Genomic DNA, 23,674 nt, shown 5'->3' on the forward strand with positions numbered 1-23,674 from the left:
CCTCGGTCACTTTTTTTCCAATACCAATACTACTTTGTTAAAGTCGGCCTAAATAACATATTTATAGTAATTTTACCGGCAATAAAGCCCAATGGCATAGCGTTTATTTAAAATTGTAAATATTACGGTTGGATGCGAATTAAAGAGTACATCGTTTTTTTCTTGTTTGTAATGTTATTGCCGCTTTCATCGCCAGGGCAAATTGGTGGTGAAGCAATTTTCGGGATACTGTACCTTACACCTTCTGCGCACATGAATGCTTTGGGGGGCTATCAGGCAGCCCTTTACGACCGTGACCCATCGTTGGCTTTGTTTAATCCTTCTCTGGCCGATTCTTCAATGCATAATAATACCGCCCTGGGCGTTTCACCTTATATTGCCGATATTAATTATGGTTACGTTTCATATGTATGGCATAAGGCAGGAATAGGAACCTTTTTTGGCGGCCTTAATCATTTAGGATATGGGAATATGATAATGGCCGACCAGGCCGGGGTCATTAGCGGGAATTTTAGTGCTTCGGAAACAGTAATGTTTTTGGGATATTCGATGGCTCTTTCACCACGACTATCGGCAGGCATCACCTTTAAACCGGTCTTTAGTACTATTGAAAGTTATCATTCCTGGGGTTTGGCGGCCGATGCCGGGATACATTACCATCATCGCAACGGCCGTTTTCGTGCCGGATTGTTGTTGCGTAATGTTGGTCGTCAGCTCAGTTCTTATAGCGATAGTCCTACCGAGTCAATACCGGCCGATTTGCTTGTAGGCGCCTCTTTAAAGCTGGCCCATGCACCCTTTCGGTTCTCGTTAACAGCCAGAGATTTGCTGTCAGGTTCCCTGGATTTTGAGATACCGGACAACGAATATGGAATCACTTTGACTCAACCCGAGAGTGCCAATGCCGGATTTGGGGAACTTGTACTTAGGCATTTGGTTTTTGGTGTTGAGTTTGTTCCAACCGATAATTTTTATATAGCAGCAGGATTGAATGCCCGGAGAAGACACGAGCTTAAAATCGATTCAAACATGTCGACAGTGGGCTATTCCTGGGGCTTTGGGTTGCGAATTTATAAGTTTCGTTTTGGATATAGCTCAGCACGTTATCATTTGGCATCTTCATCCAATCATTTTTCCATTTCAACCAATATTTCCGAATTTTAATCAGGAAGGTAAAAGCCTTTCATTATCTTTGCCTACTATTATGAAAAAAGATATTCGTTCCATTATAATAGCTATAGATGGTCATTCTTCATGCGGGAAGAGTACTGTAGCACGTGATTTGGCAAAGATGTTAAACATTGCCTATATCGATACCGGTGCCATGTACCGGGCTGTTACTTTATTTGCCTTACGTCAAAATATGATTGTCGACGGAAAAATAAATGAAGAACAACTACGGAATAATTTAGAGAATATTGTAATTGATTTCCGTCTTAATCCGGATAAAAAGTTGAATGAGACTTATCTGAACGGGGAAAATGTAGAAGAAAAAATCCGGAGTTTAGAGGTTAGTAACAATGTGAGTCCGATAAGTGCATTGGGTTTTGTACGAAAGCATTTGGTGGCGTTGCAGCGACGAATGGGAGAAAAAGGAGGTGTTGTATTAGATGGCCGTGACATAGGTACTGTTGTCTTTCCCAATGCCGACTTAAAAATTTTCATGACAGCATCACCTGAAATCCGTGCTAAAAGACGGTATGATGAGATGGTCGCAAAGGGACTTACCCCTAAGTTTGAAGAGATACTTGAAAATATCAAAGAACGTGATAAAATTGACAGCACACGTTCTGAGAGCCCCTTAAAACAGGCTGATGATGCATTAGTTCTCGACAATAGCCATATGACCCGCCGGGAACAATTGGAGTGGATTTTAAACAAGATAAATGATATAGATAAAAGTGCACAGACAGAAGGTGGAAAAAGTTTTTTGTGATTAGTGTACAGTCAAAAGTGCAATTATCACAATGACTATCGATTAACCACTAAAAACTAATTTTAAGTTACATTTGGGCAATGAGTTAGGTAAATATTGTGCGAATGCAACGAGCATGATTAAGAAGTTTTGGTACAATATGTACATGTATAAACTTTTGCCATGCGCGTTCCATCAGACCAATTAATTTGATATACCGATGAATTTTTTTGCCGGAAGGGAAAAAAGTAGACCAATGCATGTAGAGATAGATGATAAGTCGGGATTCTGTTTTGGTGTAATAAGAGCCATCACCAAGGCAGAAGAAGAACTGGGTAGTGGTCGTCCTATATATTCTTTGGGCGATATTGTGCATAACGACAGGGAAGTGGCAAGGCTTAATTCAATGGGACTGGCCGGAATTGGTCATAATACATTTAATGAATTACAGGAAGGGACAGTATTGTTTCGTGCTCATGGCGAGCCACCAGAGTCCTATGCCACCATCCGAAAGAATCAGCTCAAACTTATTGATGCTACTTGTCCGGTTGTGCTTCAGCTTCAGAAAAAGGTGAAACGCGCTTGGGAAGAGATGAAAGAAAAAGGTGGTCAGGTGGCCATATACGGGAAAAAGGGACATGCTGAAGTAAGAGGTTTGGCGGGACAAACCGATTATGAAGCGATTATAATTGAGAGTGAGGAAGATATTAAGAGGGTCGATGCCGAACGTCCGGTGGTATTGTTTTCACAAACCACCAAAAGTCCTGCCGGATTTAAAAAAATTGCCGAAGCCTTAATACAACAGGCCAGGAAAGGTGTTGAGGTTAGAATTCATGATACTATTTGCCGGCAGGTATCCAATCGGGCACCTCATTTACAAAAGTTTGCATCCCGACATGAGGTAGTTATCTTTGTGGGCGGTACCAAAAGCAGCAATGCAAAATCACTTTATCAGGCGTGTGTGGCTGTTAATCCGAAAACCTATTTTATTACGGGCCCGGAAGAACTGCAGGCTGCCTGGTTTGATATATATCCGGCAAGTGTGGGCGTTTGTGGTGCTACCTCTACGCCCCAGTGGTTAATGGAAAAAGTGGCCGAAAAAATAAGGTCTTTTTAATAGTAAAGAAACATAGAATTCACAGATTCGGACCAAAAAATATTACTATGAGTTCAATTAAATGTGTTGGTGTATTAACATCGGGAGGTGACGCCCCCGGTATGAATGCAGCCATCCGTGCGGTGGTAAGAGGCAGTATCTATAATAACTTAAGAGTTATCGGAATTAAAAAAGGGTACCAGGGCCTGATAAATGATGAAATGGAGGAGATGTTTTCCAAATCGGTTAGTAATATTATTCAGACCGGTGGAACCATTTTGAAATCGGCCCGAAGCATGGAATTTAAAACCAAAGAAGGACGAAAAAAAGCTTATGAAAACCTTCAGAAAAGAGGAATAGATGCTTTGGTGGTAATAGGTGGCGATGGAACCTTTACCGGTGCCAGAATTTTTGGTGAAGAGTTTAACATCCCCATTGTTGGCATCCCCGGAACCATTGATAATGACCTCTATGGTACCGATTATACCATAGGATATGATACCGCGCTGAATACCGTTGTGCAGGCTGTTGATAAAATAAGGGATACGGCAACTGCTCACAGCCGGTTGTTTTTTATTGAAGTGATGGGGCGCGATGCCGGCTTCCTGGCACTTAGAAGCGGAATTGCCTCAGGTGCAGAAGCTATCCTTGTGCCTGAGATTAAGACCGATTATTCACAGTTGGACCGTTTCTTACAAAATGAATACCGAAAGACCAAATCGAGTAGCATTGTTTTGGTGGCTGAGGGCGATGAAATAGGTGGTGCCATTAAAATAGCGGAAAGAGTTGGCAGAGACCATCCTGAATATGATGTACGTGTTACCATTTTGGGTCATATACAACGAGGGGGCTCTCCTTCTGCTTTTGACAGAGTAGTGGCCAGTCAGTTGGGGGTTGCTGCGGTATCGGCTCTTCTGGATGGTCAACGAAATATTATGGTAGGATTATCTGACCGCAAAGTGGTGCATACACCTTTCAACCAGGCATTGAAAAATAAAAAGTCATTGAATCCTCAATTATTAGAGTTGACCAATATTCTTTCAATTTAGGTTCGTCTTGCCGGCCTTGATTTGAAATTTTCCCTGATAATGTGAGTACCATTGGCAGAGGGGTTTTTTTAATTAGTGAAAAGTCAATAGTCATTAGTTATGGCTATACCAAAGACTATTGACCGAAGGCTAATTATCTGTTTCATCAGGCCAATGAGTTAGATAAATTTTATACTGATGAAACGAGCATGGCGGCTGTTGCCACAAAAGGACATGTATAAATTTTATTAAGCCATGCGAGTTCCATTCGGCCAATGAGTTAAATAAATTATATACGAATGAATTATCTGGCACATCTATATTTGTCGGGGGATGATAGCGGATTGCTTGTTGGTAATTTCATTGGCGACTATGTAAAAGGCCGGCAATTTACCCGATATACCGGGACAATTCAGCAGGGGATTCTTTTACATCGTCATATTGACACATTTACCGATTGCCATCCTGAGGTATTGAAAAGTGCCGCGCTTTTTAAAGAGGGGTATCATCGATATGCGGGAGTGGTGTGTGATATCGTTTATGACCATTTTCTGGCGGCTAACTGGTCGAACTATTCAAACATCCCATTGCATGATTTTGTGAACCGTGCCCACAGGATTTTATTGAGGCACTATTTTTCCCTGCCTTTAAAGGTTAAGCAGTTTCTTCCTTTTTTAATTAAAAGCCGAAGACTGGAAAATTATCAATATTTGGAGGGTGTGGAGAAAACTTTGCGCATTATGTCGTCGCACTCATCCCTGCCCGATAAATCGGATTATGCACTTGAACAACTTCAAAATCATTATACCGACCTTCAACAACAGTTTTTCAAGTTTATGCCTTCCATAGAAGCCTCAGTGACACAATTTCTGGCATCACACCAACGGTTTACGGACTTTAACCATGCGGCACTTTCCGGATAGGTCGTGACGAAGTTCTATTTTATCGAAGCCATATTCGGTTAATAGTTTTTTTACTTCTTCCCCAAAAGCGCTGTTAATTTCAAAAAAGAGGGTCCCCTGTTGGGTTAATTTCTTTTGCGCAAATAAAGTGATTGCACGATAAAATATTAAAGGGTCCGAATCTTTTACAAAAAGTGCCAGATGAGGTTCATAATCCAATACATGAGGTTGTATTAATTTTTTCTCTGATTCTCTCACATAGGGAGGATTACTTACAATTATATCCCATTTATGTTCAATGTTTAGTAGTGCCGGACTTAAGATATCTTTTTGTTCGAAATTTACCTTTACCCCGTTGATTTGTGCGTTATCACTTGCTGTTTTTAATGCCTCTTCAGATACATCCCATGCAAATACGGAGGCATTGGGCAAAGCTTTGGCCAATGCTATGGCGATGCATCCGCTTCCGGTACCTATGTCCAAAATAGCAGGTGCCATACTGCCCGATTCCCATGCACTTTGAATTATCCATTCAACCAGCTCTTCGGTTTCGGGACGGGGTATGAGTACCGAAGGATTGACCCGGATGGGGAGACCATAAAATTCTGTTTTGCCAAGAATATATTGAATGGGTTCCCTCTTTTTTAATCTTTCCAGTGCTTTTTGAACAAATAAGTAATCCGAATCGGTTAATTTTGTGTTATCATTTAGTAATAGTTCTGTTTTTGACCAGCCGTAGAGGTGCTCAAAAATCAGCCATGCCATTTGAAACGCTTCGTGAGAGGAATATAACGCAGAAAGTTCCTTTCGGATGGTTTTTACAATATCTTTTACTGTTGATGGCATAGGCATATTTTTCTGCTGTAAAATTAGTGAGATGGAACAACAACACCAAGATGAATTTTATATGAGACGGTGCCTTCAACTGGCCCGTATGGCCGAAGGTAATACATATCCCAATCCTATGGTGGGCTCGGTGATTGTACACGACGGGAAAATTATTGGGGAAGGATATCACCATAAGGCTGGTCAGCCCCATGCCGAGGTTAATGCCATTAATGCCGTAAAAAACCAGTCACTGTTGAAGGAGTCTACGTTGTATGTTAACCTCGAGCCTTGTGCTCATTACGGAAAAACACCACCTTGCTCACTGCTGATACGTGAAAAAAAGATTCCCCGTGTCGTAGTGGGATGTCAAGATACCTATTCGGAAGTATCGGGGAAAGGTATCGAGATGTTACGTTCATCAGGAGCTGAGGTGGTGGTAGGCGTTTTGGAGAAAGAGAGCAGGGAATTAAACCGTCGGTTTTTTACTTATCATGAAAAGAAGCGTCCATATGTTTTATTGAAATGGGCTCAAACACGTGATGGATTACTGGATGTCGACAGACCTATCGGGGCAGATGCACGTCCAACATGGATTACTGACACGTGGGCCAAGCGAATGGTACATAAATGGCGGAGTGTTGAGCAAGCCATTCTTGTTGGAACAGTTACGGCAATGAAAGATAATCCTTCATTAACAGTAAGGGATTGGACAGGACCAGACCCTCTGCGACTGGTAATAGACAGGTATGGAAAATTGCCACACACCCTTTCACTCTTTGACGGAAAAGTACCCACGTTGGTTTTTACTTCAAAAGGTCAATCTTTTCCTGCGGGGGTAGAGGCAGTCCCTGTTTCTTCACAGGGAAATATCCCCTCTCAAGTATTGGCAGAATTATATCGACGTAATATACAATCGGTAATGATAGAGGGTGGTAGTCTAATCCTAAAGGCGTTTTTAGATGCCGGATTATGGGATGAAGCCCGCATTTTTGTGGGTGAGAAATGGTTTATTTCCGGTGTTAAGGCACCGGTGATTCATCAAAAACCTGAGTGCGAAGAGAAATTTGGCAACAGTAGGCTGTTTGTTTTTCGAAACAAATAGTTAATTTACATTCAAATTATTATAATGAAATTAGCATGGCTACTTTGGATACAAAAGTATAAAAGATAAAGGCAGAAGAAGTTTTTAGTCCTTAGTCAACAGTCATTAGTGACTAATGTTGATTAACTAATGACTAATGACTAACCACTAATGACTGCTTTTAAGGGTCAATATATCAATGAAGTAAGTAAAATTTATACTGATGAAACGAGCATGACAATGAGAGATTTTCACAAAAGAGAATGTATAAAACTCTTTGTCATGCGAGTTCCATCCGACCAATGATTTAAGTAAATTTTATACGGATGAAACCGTAACGGATTCAGAACGCAATAAAAGTCTTCCGGGTATGGATATTATTAACGGTATTTTTTCCAGTCGTATTTTGTCTTATTTATTATTGGGTTATGCCATAAGTATTCTTGTGGTTGTGATTATGATTGTGCTGGAAAACCGTAGTCCGTTAAAAACCATTTCGTGGATACTTGTACTACTTTTGTTACCGGGATTAGGCTTTCTGTTTTATATCTTCTTTGGACAAAACTTTCGTAAAGAGAAGATTATAGCCCGCAAAGGCATGCGTAATCAACACCGGTTGCATTACCTGGCTCATTCGCAAATTATACAACTTACCGAGGGGAACTTAAAAGGTAATGAAATTGCATCCGACACCACGGGTATTGTCCGTTTGTTATTGAATAACAGCAGTTCTATAGTGACTTCCGGGAATGATGTTACTTTTTTAAATAACGGTAAAGATAAGTTTGAAGCTCTACTTAGGGAACTAAATAATGCCCAAAAATTTATTCACCTGGAATATTATATTTTTGAGGAAGACAATATTGGTTATCAAATTAAACAAATTCTTAAAGAAAAAGCTCGAGCCGGTGTAGAAGTTCGTTTGATTGTTGATGATGTGGGAAGCTGGAAATTGAAACGTTCTTTCTTTGACGAGATGAATGAGGCGGGAGTAGAAGCTTATTCCTTTTTGCCGGTTCGGTTTCCGCTGCTTACCAGCAAGGTGAATTATCGTAATCACAGAAAAATTGTAGTTATTGACGGGCGTGTAGGGTTTATTGGGGGTTATAATATTGCCGACAGGTACAAGGATGGGGATATGAAATCTTATGGCATTTGGCGCGATACCCACATAATGATACGAGGCAGTGCTGTAAACTCTCTGCAATCTATTTTTCTGACCGATTGGTTTTTTGTGAGTGAGACCGAATTGACCGACCCCGGTTATTTCCCTGTATCTGAACCGGTCAACAATAAGGTTATTCAAATTGTGGCCAGTGGTCCCGACTCTGACTGGCCCGCTATTATGATGGGCATTTTTCATACCATTGTGAGAGCCCGCGACTACCTATATATTGCCACACCCTATTTTATGCCCAGCGAAAGTGTTCTTTTTGCTTTAAAAACAGCGGCATTGAGTGGCGTTGATGTTCGAATCATCATTCCTGAAAAGAGTGATGCTTTTATCACCCTTCTTTGTTCAAGGTCCTATATACGTGAACTGTTGGAGGCCGGTGTTCAGGTATATTTTTATCAAAAAGGATTTTTACATGCCAAGACCATTGTTTGCGATGATAAGATTAGTATCGTTGGTTCGGCAAATATGGACTTCCGAAGCTTTGAGCAAAATTTTGAAGCTACCGCTTTTATTTATGATAAGGCTACAGCTCAGGAAATGAAGGAAACCTTTTTGGAAGACCAACGGAATAGCGAAATTATTCTTCTTCCCGAATGGATTGAACGCCCATATATTGAAAAAGTAAAAGAATCCTTTGCCCGCTTGTTTAGTCCCCTGCTTTAGTCAAACTGTCGAAAGTTTCTTTAGTTATATTACCACCGCTAAGTATCAGCCCAATCTTTTTATTTTTAAAGATTTCTTTGTTTTCCATTATTGCGGCCAGAGGTACTGCCGACGATGGTTCGGCCAACATTCCGGTATGTTGTTGTAGCAACACCATTGCTTTACGTATAGCCTCTTCGGAAACAGTAATAATTTTATCAACAAATTGGTTGATAATTTGGAAGTTTAGTTTTCCGAGAGAGGTTTTAAGGCCATCCGCTATGGTGTCGGGATTTTGCGAGGGGATAATATGTCCGGCATTTAAAGAGCGAAAGGCGTCATCGGCATTGGCAGGCTCTCCGGCAATAACCTGAACATTACGAAGCATGCTTTTTGCAGCCAACGCTGTTCCACTGAGGAGCCCCCCTCCACCTACAGGCGTCATTATTATATCAAAAGAACCATAATCCTCAATCATTTCCATGGTTGCGGTGCCCTGTCCGCAAATCACTTCAGCACAATCGTAGGGATGAATAAATGTTGCATCGGTCTTTTCAACTACCTTTTTAAGCTCTTCTTCTCGTGCCTGAAGAGTAGGTTCACAAAAAGTAATTTTGCCACCATGACGTTCTACATTTTCAACTTTAGTTTTCGGGGCATCACGAGGCATGACAATATATGCCGGGATGTTGCGTTGCATAGCTGCCATTGCAAGGGCCGCAGCATGGTTGCCCGATGAATGGGTGGCCACGCCGTTTTTTGCCTGTTCCGGAGTAAGGGATTGGACGGCATTGGTTGCACCCCGGAATTTAAAAACCCCACATTTTTGACGGTTTTCGCACTTAAAATAGATAGTTGTTTCCAGCAGGGTGTTTAAAGATGCATTGGTTACCACCGGTGTACGGTTAATAAATGGGTGAATGCGTTGGTATGCCTGCTGTATTTCCCGAAAAGTAATTATTGTTGACATAGAACAATTGTTAAGCCTAACATATATTTAACGGCATACAAAGGTAAGATTGGCATTAGATTTATAAAATTATGTCGCATCTTCATAGTGATTGTTTAGGCTTCAATCACCCGAAGATGCGACACCAAAATTATTATTCAAAAATATTTAAAATAAAGAAAAGGCTACCGTTAAACCGGCCATTACTACCGATACCATTGACATCAATTTAATAAGAATGTTTAATGATGGACCGGAAGTATCTTTAAAAGGGTCACCAACGGTATCACCAACCACTGTAGCACGGTGTGCATCACTATTTTTACCGCCATGATTTCCTTTTTCAATGAACTTTTTGGCATTATCCCATGCACCGCCGGCATTATTCAGCATAATGGCCAGCGTAAAACCTGCTGTTAGTCCTCCGGCTAAGAGACCCACAACACCCGGAACACCAAATATTACGCCAACAATAACAGGCACAGCAATAGCCAGTAGTGAGGGTAATATCATTTCGCGTTGAGCACCTTTGGTTGATATTTCAACGCAGCGGGCATAGTCGGGTTTGTTTTTGCGTTCCATAATACCGGGTATTTCCTTAAACTGGCGACGCACTTCGTCAACCATTTTACTGGCGGCACGTCCAACGGCTTTCATCGTCATTGAACTAAAAACAAAAGCCATCATGGCACCGGTAAAGAGCCCTGCCAGCAACAACGGATTAAAGAGCGATAAATCATAGGCTGCGGCAAAGTCACGAATGGTAGCTGCTGATATTTCTACGGCTTTTTGTCCTTTTTCCACAACGGGTTCCGGGTTATCAGCCAGGTAGAAGATGTAATTACCTACTTGTTGGATGCCTTCAACCGAAGCTTTTGCCAGTTTTCCCAGCCACAAGCGTATCTCTTCCATATAAGCTGCCAATAGGGCCATGGCTGTTAACGCTGCCGACCCAATTGCAAAGCCTTTACCGGTGGCAGCAGTTGTATTACCTAACATATCCAGTGCATCGGTGCGTTCGCGTACTTCGGGTGGTAGTTCCGACATCTCAGCATTACCCCCGGCATTATCGGCAATTGGGCCAAATGCATCAGTAGCCAGAGTGATACCTAATGTTGACAACATTCCTACGGCCGCAAATCCAATACCGTAAACTCCCATGGCGAAATTGGAGAATCCACCGGCAAAACCAAATGAACCAACAATACCTGCAACAATGGTGACTACCGGTATCCAGGTTGAAAACATCCCAACGGAAATTCCTTCAATGATAGTGGTTGCCGGTCCTTGAAGTCCTTGGCGTGCTATCCCTTTTGTTGGGCTGTATTCATCAGAAGTGAAATATTCGGTTCCCTGACCAATGATAACACCTGCCAACAGACCTACTACTACCGAACCAAAAATTCCCCAGGTTATCCAGCCCAAATAAGCCAGTATTGCCAAAGCTATTAGTATCAGGAATGAACTACCGCCTGTCCCCAACAATAAAGAAGTGAGCAGATTTTTTTGCGTGGCCGACTCTTTGGCCCTAACAAAGAAGATTCCTGCAATAGAAAGTAATATACCTACAGCTGCCACAATCATCGGGGCCAACACCACTTGCATTTGTTCTGTAGGTGTAAGTGCCGGGAGAGAAGCCCCTAATGCTGCTGTGGCAAGAATAGAACCGCAATAAGATTCATAAAGGTCGGCACCCATACCAGCTACGTCTCCAACGTTATCACCAACGTTATCGGCAATGGTAGCAGGGTTACGCGGGTCATCTTCCGGTATGCCGGCTTCTACTTTCCCTACCAAATCGGCACCAACATCTGCTGCTTTAGTGAAAATTCCGCCACCTACACGGGCAAATAAGGCCTGAGTGGAAGCACCCATACCAAAGGTTAGCATTGTTACGGTTATCTCAATCATTTTCTCTCTTTCGGTGATACCCGGGTGAACAAAGGTGAGTCCGGCAAATTCTAACCCCGTACGCATGTGTTCAGGGGTAAAAATCCATTCGTTGAGAACGTAAAACCACATTGCTATGTCGAGAAGACCAAAACCTACGACCACCAGTCCCATAACGGCACCACTACGAAAAGCGATTTTAAGCCCTTGATTTAGCGATTTTGAAGCACCATGCGCTGTTCGGGCTGAAGCATAAGTGGCGGTTTTCATCCCTAAATAACCACAAAGTCCCGAGAAAAAACCACCGGTAAGAAATGCCAAAGGCACAAAGGGATTTTGAACGTTAAAATAAGCCAAAATGGCCAGCAAAATGACCAATACAACAAATACCTTACCCACAACTTTGTACTGACTGCGCAGGTAGGCATTGGCACCTTCCCTTACATGGCGGGCAATCTCTTTCATGGTATCATTGCCTTCGGAACTCTTCATCATCTGCTTGAAGAAGAACCAGGCAAAAAACAACGCTATCAAAGAAGCGAGAGGAACAAACCAAAATACTGGATTTAGCATAGTTCTAAAATTTATTGGTTATTATAATTAATACTGATTTTTATCTTTTGGTTAAAAAGGTGAACCCTTTCCCCTCTGTTATTTTATTTATTATTCTCCTCTAATCGCCTCAGGTATTCTTGTTTTATTGGGTGGTTGGCTTCAAAAAAAGACAAAACAGCCACAAGATAAAAAATTTATCGGTTTGTCGGTCCGGGTTGAATGTTTAAATTTTTAGTGGATAATTGATTTTATTTTCGAATTTCAGTGGCGGGATTATTGTCTTTTGCTTAATTAAGACGTGTGAGTTATCCGGAAAATCCCTATTTCAAAGTCGGTTGGTTGGTATGTATTGGCAGGTTTGGGATTATGTTCCGTTGGTTAGCTGGAATCTCTCCCTGTTTGGCATTTATCCAATGGTTGTATCTGGCAAAAAGTGTGTAAAAGGGTTGCTGACTTATTGATGCAGATGGTAGTGTCTCATCGATGCAAGCGACTACGTCGACATTATGCAGGTGACTGAATCGACTGTAAGCAAGCGATTCAGTAGATTTATGTCAGGAAATGATTTTAGCCTTTTGCTCACAAATGCCAAGTTTAACTGGTCCGGTTTTATGAGATGTGCCTATATGCTATTCGGTGTGGGACAGAGATATAAAAAAGGTTGGCTACAAAATAGTCAACCTTCAAATAAATGTAGTTTTTTTAATCTGGTTAAGATTCTGCTTTGAACTGTTTTATGAAGCGAATATCGTTTTCAAAAAAGAGTCGAATGTCATTAATCTGATACTTTAACATGGCAATGCGTTCAATTCCCATTCCGAAGGCAAAACCTGTGTATTCGTGCGGGTCAATTTTGCAATTGGACAAAACAGCAGGGTCGACCATTCCGCAACCTAATATTTCTACCCACCCGGTGTGCTTGCAAATATTACAGCCTTTGCCACCACAGAGGGTACAAGAGATGTCCATTTCGGCCGATGGTTCTGTGAAAGGGAAATAAGAAGGCCGCAGACGAATGCGCGTATCTTGACCAAACATTTCTTTTGCAAAGTAAAGTAAAGTTTGACGTAAATCAGCAAAAGAAACATCCTTGTCAATGTATAGCCCTTCAACCTGATGGAAGATACAATGCGCCCGTGCCGATATGGCTTCGTTACGGAAAACCCTGCCCGGGAAGATTGCCCTGATAGGTGGCTTTTGTTGTTCCATGGTTCTAATCTGAACCGAGGAAGTATGGGTTCTAAGTAAAATGTCGGGATTTTGAGTTATGAAGAAGGTGTCTTGCATGTCACGGGCGGGATGTTCGGGTGGAAAATTAAGAGCCTCAAATACATGCCAGTCGTCTTCTATTTCGGGTCCTTCGGCAACCGAAAAACCAATACGACCAAATATATTTGTAATTTGTTGCCGAATGATGGAAAGCGGATGTCGACTACCCAATGGCACCACGGTTCCCGGAAGGGTAAGGTCGGTTACATCAGAAACCGGTTGTGATTGTTCAAATTGTTCCTTCAGATTATTTATTTTTTCCAGCGCAAGGCTCTTCAACTGGTTAATGGCCTGACCTATTACTTTCTTTTGTTCGTTAGGAACGGTTTTGAATTCGTTGAATAATTGTGGTATTATCCCTTTCTTACTTAGGTATTTAATTCGTAACTGTTCGGCTTCTTCAGCTGAAGCGGCTGAGAGTTCTTTTATTTCTTTGAGTAAGTCGTTGATTTTATCAAGCATTGTATCTCTTTTTTGGAACAATTTTTGGGCCTGACTGAATGGGTTACAGGACTATTAAAATTTATAAATCACAAAAGTAATAAATTTTTTGGGGCTTGTTTCAATTCTTTACTTTTTGATAATTTCAATCGTTTTTATTCTGATATCGTCTACAGGTCTGTTCTCACCATAGGTTTTAACGGCCGCAATTTTGTCGACCACATCCATTCCGCTGATAACTTCGCCAAAAACTGTGTAGTCACCGTCGAGGTAAGGAGCACCACCTATAGTTGTATAGGTTTCGCGTTGTGAAGGTGTGAATTTAAATCCTTTTTCCTGTTCTATTTCATCCAATTCATCATGAGTAAACCGTCGTCCTGAAATGATATAAAATTGTGAACCATCGGAACGGTTTCGTGGGTTTCTTTCGGGCGGTAGTTTGGATGCAGCAACAGCACCTCTTTTGTGATAAAGAGAAGGTACAATATGGGTTGGTAAATTATATCCCGGGCCTTGCCAACCAACAACATCATCTTTTCCTGCATATTTAGAGTCGGCTGCCCCCATTTGAATGAGAAAATCTTTTAATACGCGGTGGACAAGGAGGCTGTCATAAAACTGGTCACTCACCAGCTTTATGAAATTGTCACGGAATTTGGGTGTTTCATTGTACAATCGTATAGTAATATCGCCCATTGTTGTTTTAATTCGGAAACCTTTCACCTTTTTGTAAGAGATATAAGTTTTATTGGTTTTGGTACGTAACTCCCAAATTGATTTGGGTTGAGAAGACTGTCGGCTCATTAGTGTTTTAATATATTTCAACGGGAGGATTACTTTTTTCAGTGAATCATTAATATTCCGTTGTTGTACAATTCCTAAGAGTTGATGGTCGTAACGAAATGCGGGCTTTCCGGCAACCATTGGGCCGGGAGCTTCCCAAAAAGAGATTGAATCCCGGTTGTGAAAAGGTCCCGTTTTACCTTTGCGAACCAAGAGTTTTCGAGAGGGTCTGAGTAAAGTGTATATTGAATCAGGAGGTTGATTATTGGTGTTTAGTTTTAGATACTTGGGGTTGTTTCGATTTACTTTAAGTATTAAGATGTTAAGGTTGTGGTCGTAAATGGTATAGCCTCTTACATCACGAAAATCTTTTGTTCCGGGTGGGGCTATTTTGGCTTTGTAGCTTCCCTTTAGCCAATTGAAGTTAGTTACAACCAGGTCTCGGTCAATAAAAAAACCAAAACCTTTTTTTAAGGGTCGGTTGTAATGGTCGTAGGTGTATATTTCAACCATCCCTTTTATGTTGTCCTGATATGAGCCTTTGAAAATGGGAGTAGATGTTTTTTTGGAAGCGGTGTTTTGACAGGCAGGGAGCCATAAGGCCAGTATCGTAATCAAAGATGTTGTTTGTAAAAGAATTTTAGTTTTGACACTACAGAATGGCTTCATGAATTAAATGTTTATTTGGCGAAAATATTTCCTAATGCCAAGGCCTTAAATATTCTAACTGAGTGATGTTTATTTATGGATAAGTTTAAAACAAGAAAAAAATTAATTTGATACTTCCTCAATTTTAATAACCACATCAGTAAAGGGTCTGTCGTTTTTATCGGTTTTAAGGTTGGCAATTTTATCAATAACATCCAGTCCTTCAACAACCTCACCAAAAACGGTGTATTCACCGTCGAGGTCAGGCAGTCCGCCTATGGTGGTATAGGCTTTTCTTTGTTCTTCGGTGAATTTTAAATAGTCGGATAAAGAATATTCGAAATTGATTTTTTCTTTAATTTGGCGAAGCAGTTTATTAAATTCTTGTGGGTCTTCTTGTTTGAGTTTTGCCAGTTCTTCTTTTCGCGGCAAATAATATTTTCGTTTGAGTTCGTTTTTGATAGGTATATTGTTGTTTTTTTCAAGAATATCCAGTTCTTCATTAGTCCATACCCGTCCTTGAACAATATAGAACTGAGAAATATCCGACATTTTAAACTGATTGATATTTTCAGGTTGGCGTGGGGCACATAGAGCACCTTTTTTATGGAAGTGGTTTTCGCGGTATTCGGCATCAATATTAACGGCAGAGGTTCCATAACCGATATGTTTTCCCGGCGGGGCATTACGCGAGTCGGAGGAACCACCTTGAATGACAAAGTTTTTAATTACACGATAGAAGAGTGTGCCGTCAAAGTGGCCGCTATTGACCAGTTTTAGAAATTCGTTACGGTGGTTGGGCGTATCGTTGTAAAGCATCACCTTCATGTTGCCCATGTTGGTTTTGATAAGCACGTAGTATGTATATTCTTGTGCTTTTAAAGAACCGGCTAAAAAAATAATTACAACAAGTGATTGAATGAACTTTAGCATGGTTTTTATACTTCAGGTTATTATTGCCCTGAGGCGTTTTTTAGGCAGTGAAAGGCTGAAAAGACTAAATAAATGTTGGTGAATGTTGATTTATATTGGGCTTCTCAACCTTTCACGGTGTATTAGTGCTAATTGGTTACTTTTAACAAGTGTCTTATGTTGATATTCAAGACATGGAATCTTGACAATTGACTATTCTTCAATAATTTCCATAGTCATTTCAATGTTTTCGAGAGGACGGTCCATGGGGTCGGTGGCTACTGACGCGATAGAGTCGATAACCTCCAGCCCTTCCTCTACTTCACCAAAAACGGTGTATTCACCATCCAGGAAAGGTGTCCCGCCAATGGTGGTATAAGCTTCACGAATTTGGTCGGGGAAGGAGAAATTGGCCGAATCGCCCAGTGTTTCGATGGCACTTTGTTCGATTTGCGAAATGAGAGCATTAAATCCTTCACGGTCGTTTCGTTGTCTCATGGCCATTAATGAATCCTGGTAAGGGGTGAGCATTTCAAACATTTTGGACTGAATGCGACGTTGCGATAATTGTTCTTCCATAGAGCTTAATTCTTCATCAGAATAGGTCTTGCCTTGAACAATATAGAACTGAGAACCTGATGATTCCTTTTCCGGATTTACCTGGTCGCCCTGGCGGGCAGCGGCAAGAGCTCCTTTTTTATGAAAATGTGTTGGAAAGTTAATTTCTGCCGGGATAGTGTATCCCGGGCCACCGCTTCCCAAGCGCGCGTTTTTAGGTGCATCTTTCGACTCAGGGTCACCACCTTGAATCATAAAGCCATCGATAACACGGTGAAATAAAAGATTGTCGTAAAAGCCTTCCTCTACCAGTTTGAGAAAATTATCGCGGTGTTTGGGAGTGTCATCATAAAGCCTGATTTTCATGTTCCCATAAGGGGTTTTAATGAGCACCTTTTTTTCCGGTTTATCACATTGAACCAGTATAATCCCTAAAAAAAGCACCAAAAGGGGCAAAAAAGATTTTCTACATTTTACAAATGAGGTCATAATAAAAAGTTTAAAGATTAAGTTGTTGTTTAAGATATTCGAATGCAGACTTTTTTAGCATATAATTAATAAGTGAAGGCGTTAAATTTTTAAGTGTTTTAATTTCTTTGAATTTGGGCCATCCCTCGATGTCAATTCCATCGGGCTTTAGATATCCTTCGCGGCATAGAAGAGTGCATTTCCCAAGATTGATGAGGTCCATCTTTTCTTGCCGTGAATAGCTGCGCATTCCCTGTCCCAACTCTTGAATGCCAATCAAAAAAAGTATAAAATCAAAATCGGCTGTAACTTTAAAACGTTTACTTAATTCCAGCACCAATCGGTCCCAATTCTCTTCGTTATAAATCATTTCGTTTTGTCTTGTGTTGGGTTTTGAGACTACTACAACAAATCTGCGAAAATTCAAAAATAATAAAAGTTACAGATATGCAACAGATCAATAAGTTTTAAGACAGTACTAAATTATTACCCTATGACTAATTTTTGTTTGGATAGTTTGAGGAAATTTTAAGGATGTACAGTGATGTGAGATTTGCCTATTTTTAGATTACTTTAAAAGAAAAAAGCCGGACAGAATATCTCTGTCGGCTTTTTGTGGGTTGTACTGGATTCGAACCAGTGACCCCTACCCTGTCAAGGTAGTGCTCTAAACCAACTGAGCTAACAACCCGTCATGGGCTTGCAAAAATACAAAAAAACATAAATCTGTATCAATTTTTTGATACATTTTATGACCCTGCGGTTTTAACTATTGTTTATAACCAATTAATCCCTGTTGTAAGTGATAGATTACAGCCTTTTTATGGAAAGGTTTTGAAGGAAATTAATAGGCAGTTAATTATTTATCAGGCGACAAAATTAATCAGTAAAAAAGGTCCGAAACACATCGAACCTTTTTCTGGATTTTCTGATTTAAGGGAAAGGCTTAATTTTCTGTTTGCAAATATAGACAAAAATTAACAAATAATGCAAGAGTTATTTTTTTCGATGATATTCCTTTGGCGACACACCAAATTTTGCTTTAAAACTTTTTGAGAAGCTTGACAGGCTGGTGAAACCGACGGCATACATCACTTCAGTGATATTGACATCCTTGGTTTTAAGCATATTGGCAGCTTTTTGCATTCGATAGTTGTTGAGAATATCTCTTGTTGATTGTCCAGTAATGGTTTTCAGTTTGCGATACAGATGCGTGCTGCTCATTCCCAGGGTTTTGCTGATCACTTCTACCGAGAAGTCGGGATTTTCTATGTTTTGTTCGATGATTGACATTACCTTTTTCAGAAATAATTTGTCCGGATCTTCTTTAATATCCTCTTTTTTCGGTGAGAGCATCAAACGTGTTTCAATATAGCGTGTAAGTTGTTCCTCGCGTCTGAAAATACTTTGGATGCTTGATCGAAGATAATCAATATCAAAAGGTTTGGTAATGTACATGTCGGCCCCTTTTTTCATGCCTTCGGTTTTGTCGATATCGAGCGTTTTGGCAGTTAGCAAGATGATTGGGATATGCGAAGTTGCCGATTCGGATTTCAAGGTGCTGCATAATTCCGTACCGCTCATGCCAGGCATCATCACATCGGATATTACCAGATCAGGTAAAGTTTTTTGTGCCAGAGCTAGGCCACTTGTCCCATCGTATGCATATTCCACTTGATATTCTTGCCCCAGATTTATTTTAAGGTAATCCAAAAAATCGGGGTTGTCATCCACGATCAGGATCTTTTTTGCACTGGTTGATATTGAAGGCATTTTGTCTTTATATTCAGGCTGTTTATGTGGGGAACTGCTAATAATTTTAGATTGGGGATCTTTCGATGGAGTATTAACAAGTGGTAATTGCAGAATGAATCGGCTTCCTTTGCCTGGTTCACTCTCTAGTTTAATGTTACCTCCATGTAGTCGTGCATACTCCAACGACATAGTGAGACCTATTCCCGATCCGGAGTTGGTATTCTTTCCGGCAGGAGATTGATAGAAAAGATCAAATATCTTTTTTTGATCAGCCTTCGATATGCCCATTCCGGTATCGGTTACACTAAGTTCAATTGTTTTTTTACTGTTGTTGGTTTTTATATTCAAACATACTGTAATTTTTCCTCCTTCTTGAGTAAATTTAAATGCGTTGGAGAGAAGGTTAAAAAGAATGGTTTCAACCTTTTCGCGATCAATACTGCAATCAAGCGAAGATACTTCAGATTGAAACTGAAATTCTATCTGGTGTCGGGTGGCCAGATCATTGAATGATTCAAAAATTGAATTAATAAAGCTGACTAATTCTGTGTTCTGAAGATGGATCTGTAATTCTGATGATTCAATTTTTCTAAAATCGAGAAGTTGGTTGATGAGTTTGTAGAGTCTTCCGGCATTGCGATATGCCAATTCAATCATGTGTTGCAATTTGGCATCACCAAGTCCCGCATTAACCAATTGTTTGAGTGGGGCCAGTATTAATCCGAGAGGGGTTCTGAATTCATGTGAAATGTTGGTAAAGAATTGTATTTTGGCCTGGTATAGGGCTTCGCTGTGCTGCTTTTCGATCTTAACGATTTGCAATTCGTTACGTAATCTTTGACGGTAACTGTATATTCTGAAAACAATATAGGTCATTGCGACCACAAGCAGTGCGTAAAGGAAGAAAAATCCCTTACTTAACCAGATGGAGGGCGCAATATGGATGTGAAGTTCTCTGGTTTCGCTCCAAATTCCCAAATGATTTGTTCCCTGAACTTGTAAAATGTAGGTGCCGGGTTTAATATTGGCAAAAACGGCGAAATTATTATTCCCGCTGTTATAAATCCAGTCGGTTTGAGCAGGTGTTAGCCGGTAACGGAATTGCCCTTTGTCCGGGAAAAGATAATCCAATGTCGAAAATTCGAATGTGAGTGAATTTTGATAATGGCTGAGGTTGATAGAATTGGTAAAAGCTATATTACTCTTTAAGGTGCCCAAAGAAGCAGGAAGTATGTTTTGATTATTGATTCTCAGTCCGGTAATGTGAACCTTCGGTTTCATCTTGGGAGTATCTATCTGTCGTGGATCAATTTCCAGAAAGGCATTGTCTCCGCCAAACAGAATGTGTCCCGTATTGGTTAAGGCACTGCAGAAGGGATAGAAGCCTCTGAAGGGAGAGCCTTGATTTACGGGGATGGTAATCATGCTATTATTGACCACATCGATACGTACGATGACGTTTTGTGTGGTTCCCCATATATTCCCGGCCAAATCTTTTTCCAGATTGATTAATTTTTGAGGACGTGTAAGGTTCAATTCAATTGAGGATATACTATCGGAAAGGATGTTATATTTAAAAAGCATATCTTCGGCTGCAATCCAAATGTAATTGTTTTGTCCCGAAAGTAATGCTGTAATGTTCTTCCCGTTAATTATTTGGTTGATTTTTTTTAGTGATGTTTTTTCGAGGGTGTTTTTGTTTATCCTCCACATACGATCACCACTGGCATAATAAATTTCACCATTGTGTGCCAGTAATCTGCCATCCCCATCGTTGTCAACTTTTAAAAATTGTATTTTCCCGGGGGATAAATCCTTGTTCATGATTTTAAAAACACCGCCTTCCCAGGCGCTTACCCAAAAGTTTCCCTTTTGGTCTTTTGCAAAGCTACTTATATAATTAGAAGTTAATCCGTTGAGAGGTCCTGCTGTTATGGCAAGCATCTTATTCCTGGTTGGATCCCAGATATTAATGCCTCCGGCGGTACCGATCCATATTCGTCCGAAATTGTCTTCTTCGAGGGTATAAACATTATCCAGCAGTAATCGTCTGGGGGGATCCGAAGTGGTCGAGAAATACTCTCTTTCGTTCGAGAGGGAGCGCTTGACTACTCCGTGAATGGTGGCCAGCCAGATGTTTCCTTGATGGTCGGTCAGGATGTCACGAATCTGGTTTCCAATCCTGGGTTCTTCAAATTTAAAAAATTCTTCATGAAGATAGTAATAGGGAGCCCCTCTGCCTATCAGGCTAACTCCTCCCGAAGTAATGAGCCATATTCGTTCCTGACGGTCTTCATAAATTTCCCAAACCACGTTGCTGGCTATGGTATTGTCGACCATAGGATCGTGAAAAAAAGCGGATGCTTCACCTGTAATGGTGTTAAAGATATTTAATCCGAAATCGGTTCCGAGCCAAAGTATTGAATCATTCTGAAGATAGATAGTTTTGATAACTTCATTACTTAAAGTGGTATTGGATGCATTGTACAATTGGTACTGCCCGGTATGTGTGTTGAAGCTGGCCAGGCCGGTCTCTGTGCCAACCCATATCAAGGAGTCCTTTGTTTTGGGATTTCCATTAATGGAAAGCACAAGGTTATTTTTCAACAGGGGTTTATAATTGCCCTTTACATCAAAAGCCTTGATGGTATCGTTGCGATATCGGTTTAGGCCATCGTAAGTACCGATCCAAAGGTCCCCGTTTTCTGCTTCATAGAACGAACGGATGGTGTTGTGTGACAACCCTGAGTTGAAAGTGTCGTAAAATTGGTAAGTGTTGCGTTTGACATCAAACTTAAGTAATCCGCTTGCCGTTCCAATCCAGACATTTCCCGATCTATCGGTATACAACGTTCTGATGATCCGATGGTCGCCTACATTAATCTGTTTGATTTGAAAGGTTCTTACATTGATGGTGCATAGCCCGTCCCATGTGCCAACCCATAATACATCGTTGTTACAGGTTAGTGCGGATATATTGTTGGAGGGTATTGAGCCGGGAGTGGCTGATTCCTGGAAAGTAATCATTTTAAAACCATCGTATCGACACAATCCTTCGGCGGTACCAATCCAAATAAATCCATAAGGATCCTGAACTATTGAGTTGGTGATGTTGGAAGGTAGGCCTTGCTCAATGGTCAGATTGGTGAAATAGAGTGGATATGATGGTTGACTTCTCGCAACGTAAGGTAATAACCAAAGAAAAAACAGAATTAATGGAATAAGGGCAATATAATCGATTTGAAAAGAACTAGATTGATGGGTCTTTCGATTCAACATTGATAGGGGTTTTTGTTTTTTCGGATTATTAAGTTGGTCGTACCTGAAATCAAAATTAGAAATATTTTAACAATAGTAATGGGTTATGATTGATTAGAGCTAATTTTTGTAAGAAACAGACAAGTTCTGTAAAAGGCATAAAATCAAACAAATAATAATGATTTGTGTCTTTTGTTTCCAAAAATGTAAGAAACGGACAAATATAGGAACGAACAGAATAAATACACTTTTTAATGCTTTTTTATATTTGAGACTAATAATTAAAATGAAAATAGAATGAGAAAGTTTCCAATATTGTTAGTCGTATTTTCTTTAATTACTATTCTAACGTATGGCTGTTCAGGAAAGGAACAACCGGATCCAACGGGCAACGAAGAGCAGGATATTGAACTCAAACCTTATATTTTGGGAGTGGATCTTTCATACGTCAACCAGATTGAAGACCATGGCGGAATTTATAAAAGGGATAATAAGCCGGAGGATCCCTTTATGCTACTGGCAGCCAAAGGTGCCAATCTTGTCAGGGTTAGGTTATGGCACAGCCCCAATTGGATTAAAGAGATATATGGTGAGAGTACCGTTATTTACAGTGGTCCCGAAGATGTGGCAAAAACCATCAAGCGGGCACATGATGCAGGAATGTCGGCATTGCTCGATTTCCACTATTCCGACACCTGGGCCGATCCCGGATATCAGGCAGTTCCTGAGGCCTGGGAAAATATTCAGGATATAGAAACATTGGAGGATTCGGTTTATAATTATACCTATCGCATCTTAAACTGGCTGAACAATCAGGATTTGCTTCCCCAGATGGTGCAGATCGGCAACGAAACCAATTGTGGAATGATGACTACCGATTCCAATCCAAATTTTCCTAACCTGAACCTTTGCGATGGACATTGGGGTAATTTTGGAAAGGTTGTGAATGCCGGCATACGTGCTGTTCGTGATATGGAAAACGAAACAGGCCAGCCAATAAAAGTCGCCCTTCATGTGGCCGATCCCAAAAACCTGGATTGGTGGGTGAAAGATGCCATTAATCTGGGAGAAATTACGGATTTCGATATTATAGGTTTCTCTTATTATCCGCTATGGCATACCGATATTGCTTTTGAGAACCTGCCTCAAATGGTTTCGGATGTAAAGAGTAAATACCAAAAAGAAGTAATGATTCTGGAAACGGCTTATCCCTTCACCACCGAAAATAATGATCACTACGGAAACCTTTGGTCGGCCCAACATCCTCCTCTTGAAGGATATCCATATACAATTGAGGGACAAAAAAACTTCCTCATCGATTTAAACCAAAATATGGCAGATGCCGGTGCTATTGGGGTAGTGTATTGGGAACCGGCCTGGATAACCAGTGCTATGAAGGATTTATGGGGAACCGGTTCCAGCTGGGAAAATTGTGCCTTGTTTGATTTTCAGGCCAATTTATCTGTTGCAGCTGACTATTTGAGTGAGAAGTATAAATAATTTTAATGATTTAGATAAG

Annotated in this window: 17 protein-coding genes and 1 tRNA gene; 8 read left to right on the forward strand and 10 right to left on the reverse strand. The window is 40.6% G+C overall.

All coding sequences use genetic code 11. The features are described from left to right. Window positions 1-132: 132 nt before the first annotated feature. From porQ to BM130_RS10395, 5 genes are all read left to right on the forward strand, one after another. Window positions 133-1,164, forward strand: coding sequence for a type IX secretion system protein PorQ (porQ, locus tag BM130_RS10375; protein WP_010527621.1), 1,032 nt, complete (start codon window positions 133-135; stop codon window positions 1,162-1,164). A 40-nt stretch (window positions 1,165-1,204) separates the two neighbouring features. Continuing rightward, window positions 1,205-1,936: a (d)CMP kinase gene (gene cmk / locus BM130_RS10380; RefSeq protein WP_010527620.1), complete on the forward strand. Its 732-nt coding sequence runs from the start codon at window positions 1,205-1,207 to the stop codon at window positions 1,934-1,936. 235 nt (window positions 1,937-2,171) lie between these two features. Continuing rightward, complete coding sequence (locus tag BM130_RS10385; RefSeq protein WP_010527619.1) at window positions 2,172-3,032, forward strand: 4-hydroxy-3-methylbut-2-enyl diphosphate reductase; 861 nt, start codon at window positions 2,172-2,174, stop codon at window positions 3,030-3,032. Between the two features lie 47 nt (window positions 3,033-3,079). Further along, window positions 3,080-4,060: a 6-phosphofructokinase gene (gene pfkA / locus BM130_RS10390; protein ID WP_010527618.1), complete on the forward strand. Its 981-nt coding sequence runs from the start codon at window positions 3,080-3,082 to the stop codon at window positions 4,058-4,060. Between the two features lie 278 nt (window positions 4,061-4,338). Then, window positions 4,339-4,962 carry an acyl carrier protein phosphodiesterase gene (locus BM130_RS10395; RefSeq protein WP_010527617.1) on the forward strand — a complete coding sequence of 208 codons (624 nt, stop codon included), beginning with the start codon at window positions 4,339-4,341 and terminating at the stop codon, window positions 4,960-4,962. On the opposite strand, the gene prmC is transcribed toward BM130_RS10395, so the two are convergent. Then, the gene (gene prmC, locus BM130_RS10400; RefSeq protein ID WP_010527616.1) at window positions 4,915-5,787 is read right to left on the reverse strand and encodes a peptide chain release factor N(5)-glutamine methyltransferase; all 873 of its coding nucleotides are present in this window, start codon (window positions 5,785-5,787) and stop codon (window positions 4,915-4,917) included. The genes BM130_RS10395 and prmC overlap by 48 nt on opposite strands. Window positions 5,788-5,818: 31 nt before the next feature. On the opposite strand from prmC, the gene ribD reads away from it, so the two are divergent. Together ribD and cls are read left to right on the forward strand one after the other, a co-directional pair. Beyond that, on the forward strand, window positions 5,819-6,871 hold the full coding sequence (gene ribD / locus BM130_RS10405; RefSeq protein ID WP_010527615.1) for a bifunctional diaminohydroxyphosphoribosylaminopyrimidine deaminase/5-amino-6-(5-phosphoribosylamino)uracil reductase RibD: 1,053 nt from the start codon (window positions 5,819-5,821) through the stop codon (window positions 6,869-6,871). 256 nt (window positions 6,872-7,127) lie between these two features. Beyond that, on the forward strand, window positions 7,128-8,690 hold the full coding sequence (gene cls / locus BM130_RS10410; RefSeq protein ID WP_010527614.1) for a cardiolipin synthase: 1,563 nt from the start codon (window positions 7,128-7,130) through the stop codon (window positions 8,688-8,690). Here cls and BM130_RS10415 read toward each other — a convergent pair. The 9 genes from BM130_RS10415 to BM130_RS10455 form a co-directional block, all read right to left on the reverse strand. Further along, the gene (locus tag BM130_RS10415) at window positions 8,674-9,639 is read right to left on the reverse strand and encodes a pyridoxal-phosphate dependent enzyme (RefSeq protein WP_010527613.1); all 966 of its coding nucleotides are present in this window, start codon (window positions 9,637-9,639) and stop codon (window positions 8,674-8,676) included. The genes cls and BM130_RS10415 overlap by 17 nt on opposite strands. 147 nt (window positions 9,640-9,786) lie before the next feature. Further along, window positions 9,787-12,081 (reverse strand): sodium-translocating pyrophosphatase, encoded by a 2,295-nt coding sequence (locus BM130_RS10420; protein ID WP_074964377.1) that lies wholly within the window; start codon window positions 12,079-12,081, stop codon window positions 9,787-9,789. Window positions 12,082-12,774: 693 nt separating this feature from the next. Continuing rightward, window positions 12,775-13,794 carry a phenylalanine--tRNA ligase subunit alpha gene (pheS, locus tag BM130_RS10425; RefSeq protein ID WP_010527610.1) on the reverse strand — a complete coding sequence of 340 codons (1,020 nt, stop codon included), beginning with the start codon at window positions 13,792-13,794 and terminating at the stop codon, window positions 12,775-12,777. A gap of 108 nt (window positions 13,795-13,902) precedes the next feature. Continuing rightward, window positions 13,903-15,225 carry a peptidylprolyl isomerase gene (locus BM130_RS10430; RefSeq protein WP_010527609.1) on the reverse strand — a complete coding sequence of 441 codons (1,323 nt, stop codon included), beginning with the start codon at window positions 15,223-15,225 and terminating at the stop codon, window positions 13,903-13,905. A 102-nt stretch (window positions 15,226-15,327) separates the two neighbouring features. Further along, entirely contained in the window at window positions 15,328-16,137 is an 810-nt protein-coding gene (locus tag BM130_RS10435) for a peptidylprolyl isomerase (protein WP_010527608.1), read from the reverse strand. 192 nt (window positions 16,138-16,329) lie between these two features. Next, a complete protein-coding gene (locus tag BM130_RS10440; protein WP_010527607.1) occupies window positions 16,330-17,163 on the reverse strand; it encodes a peptidylprolyl isomerase in 834 nt (277 codons plus the stop codon). Between the two features lie 10 nt (window positions 17,164-17,173). After that, complete coding sequence (locus tag BM130_RS10445) at window positions 17,174-17,512, reverse strand: hypothetical protein (RefSeq protein WP_010527606.1); 339 nt, start codon at window positions 17,510-17,512, stop codon at window positions 17,174-17,176. Between the two features lie 246 nt (window positions 17,513-17,758). Continuing rightward, a tRNA-Val gene (locus tag BM130_RS10450) sits at window positions 17,759-17,833 on the reverse strand. 305 nt (window positions 17,834-18,138) lie between these two features. Beyond that, window positions 18,139-22,176, reverse strand: coding sequence for a two-component regulator propeller domain-containing protein (locus tag BM130_RS10455; RefSeq protein ID WP_010527605.1), 4,038 nt, complete (start codon window positions 22,174-22,176; stop codon window positions 18,139-18,141). Between the two features lie 276 nt (window positions 22,177-22,452). On the opposite strand from BM130_RS10455, the gene BM130_RS10460 reads away from it, so the two are divergent. Beyond that, on the forward strand, window positions 22,453-23,655 hold the full coding sequence (locus BM130_RS10460; protein WP_010527604.1) for a glycoside hydrolase family 53 protein: 1,203 nt from the start codon (window positions 22,453-22,455) through the stop codon (window positions 23,653-23,655). Window positions 23,656-23,674: the final 19 nt, after the last annotated feature.

The sequence above is a fragment of the Thermophagus xiamenensis genome (assembly GCF_900112795.1).
Lineage (GTDB): Bacteria > Bacteroidota > Bacteroidia > Bacteroidales > Marinilabiliaceae > Thermophagus > Thermophagus xiamenensis.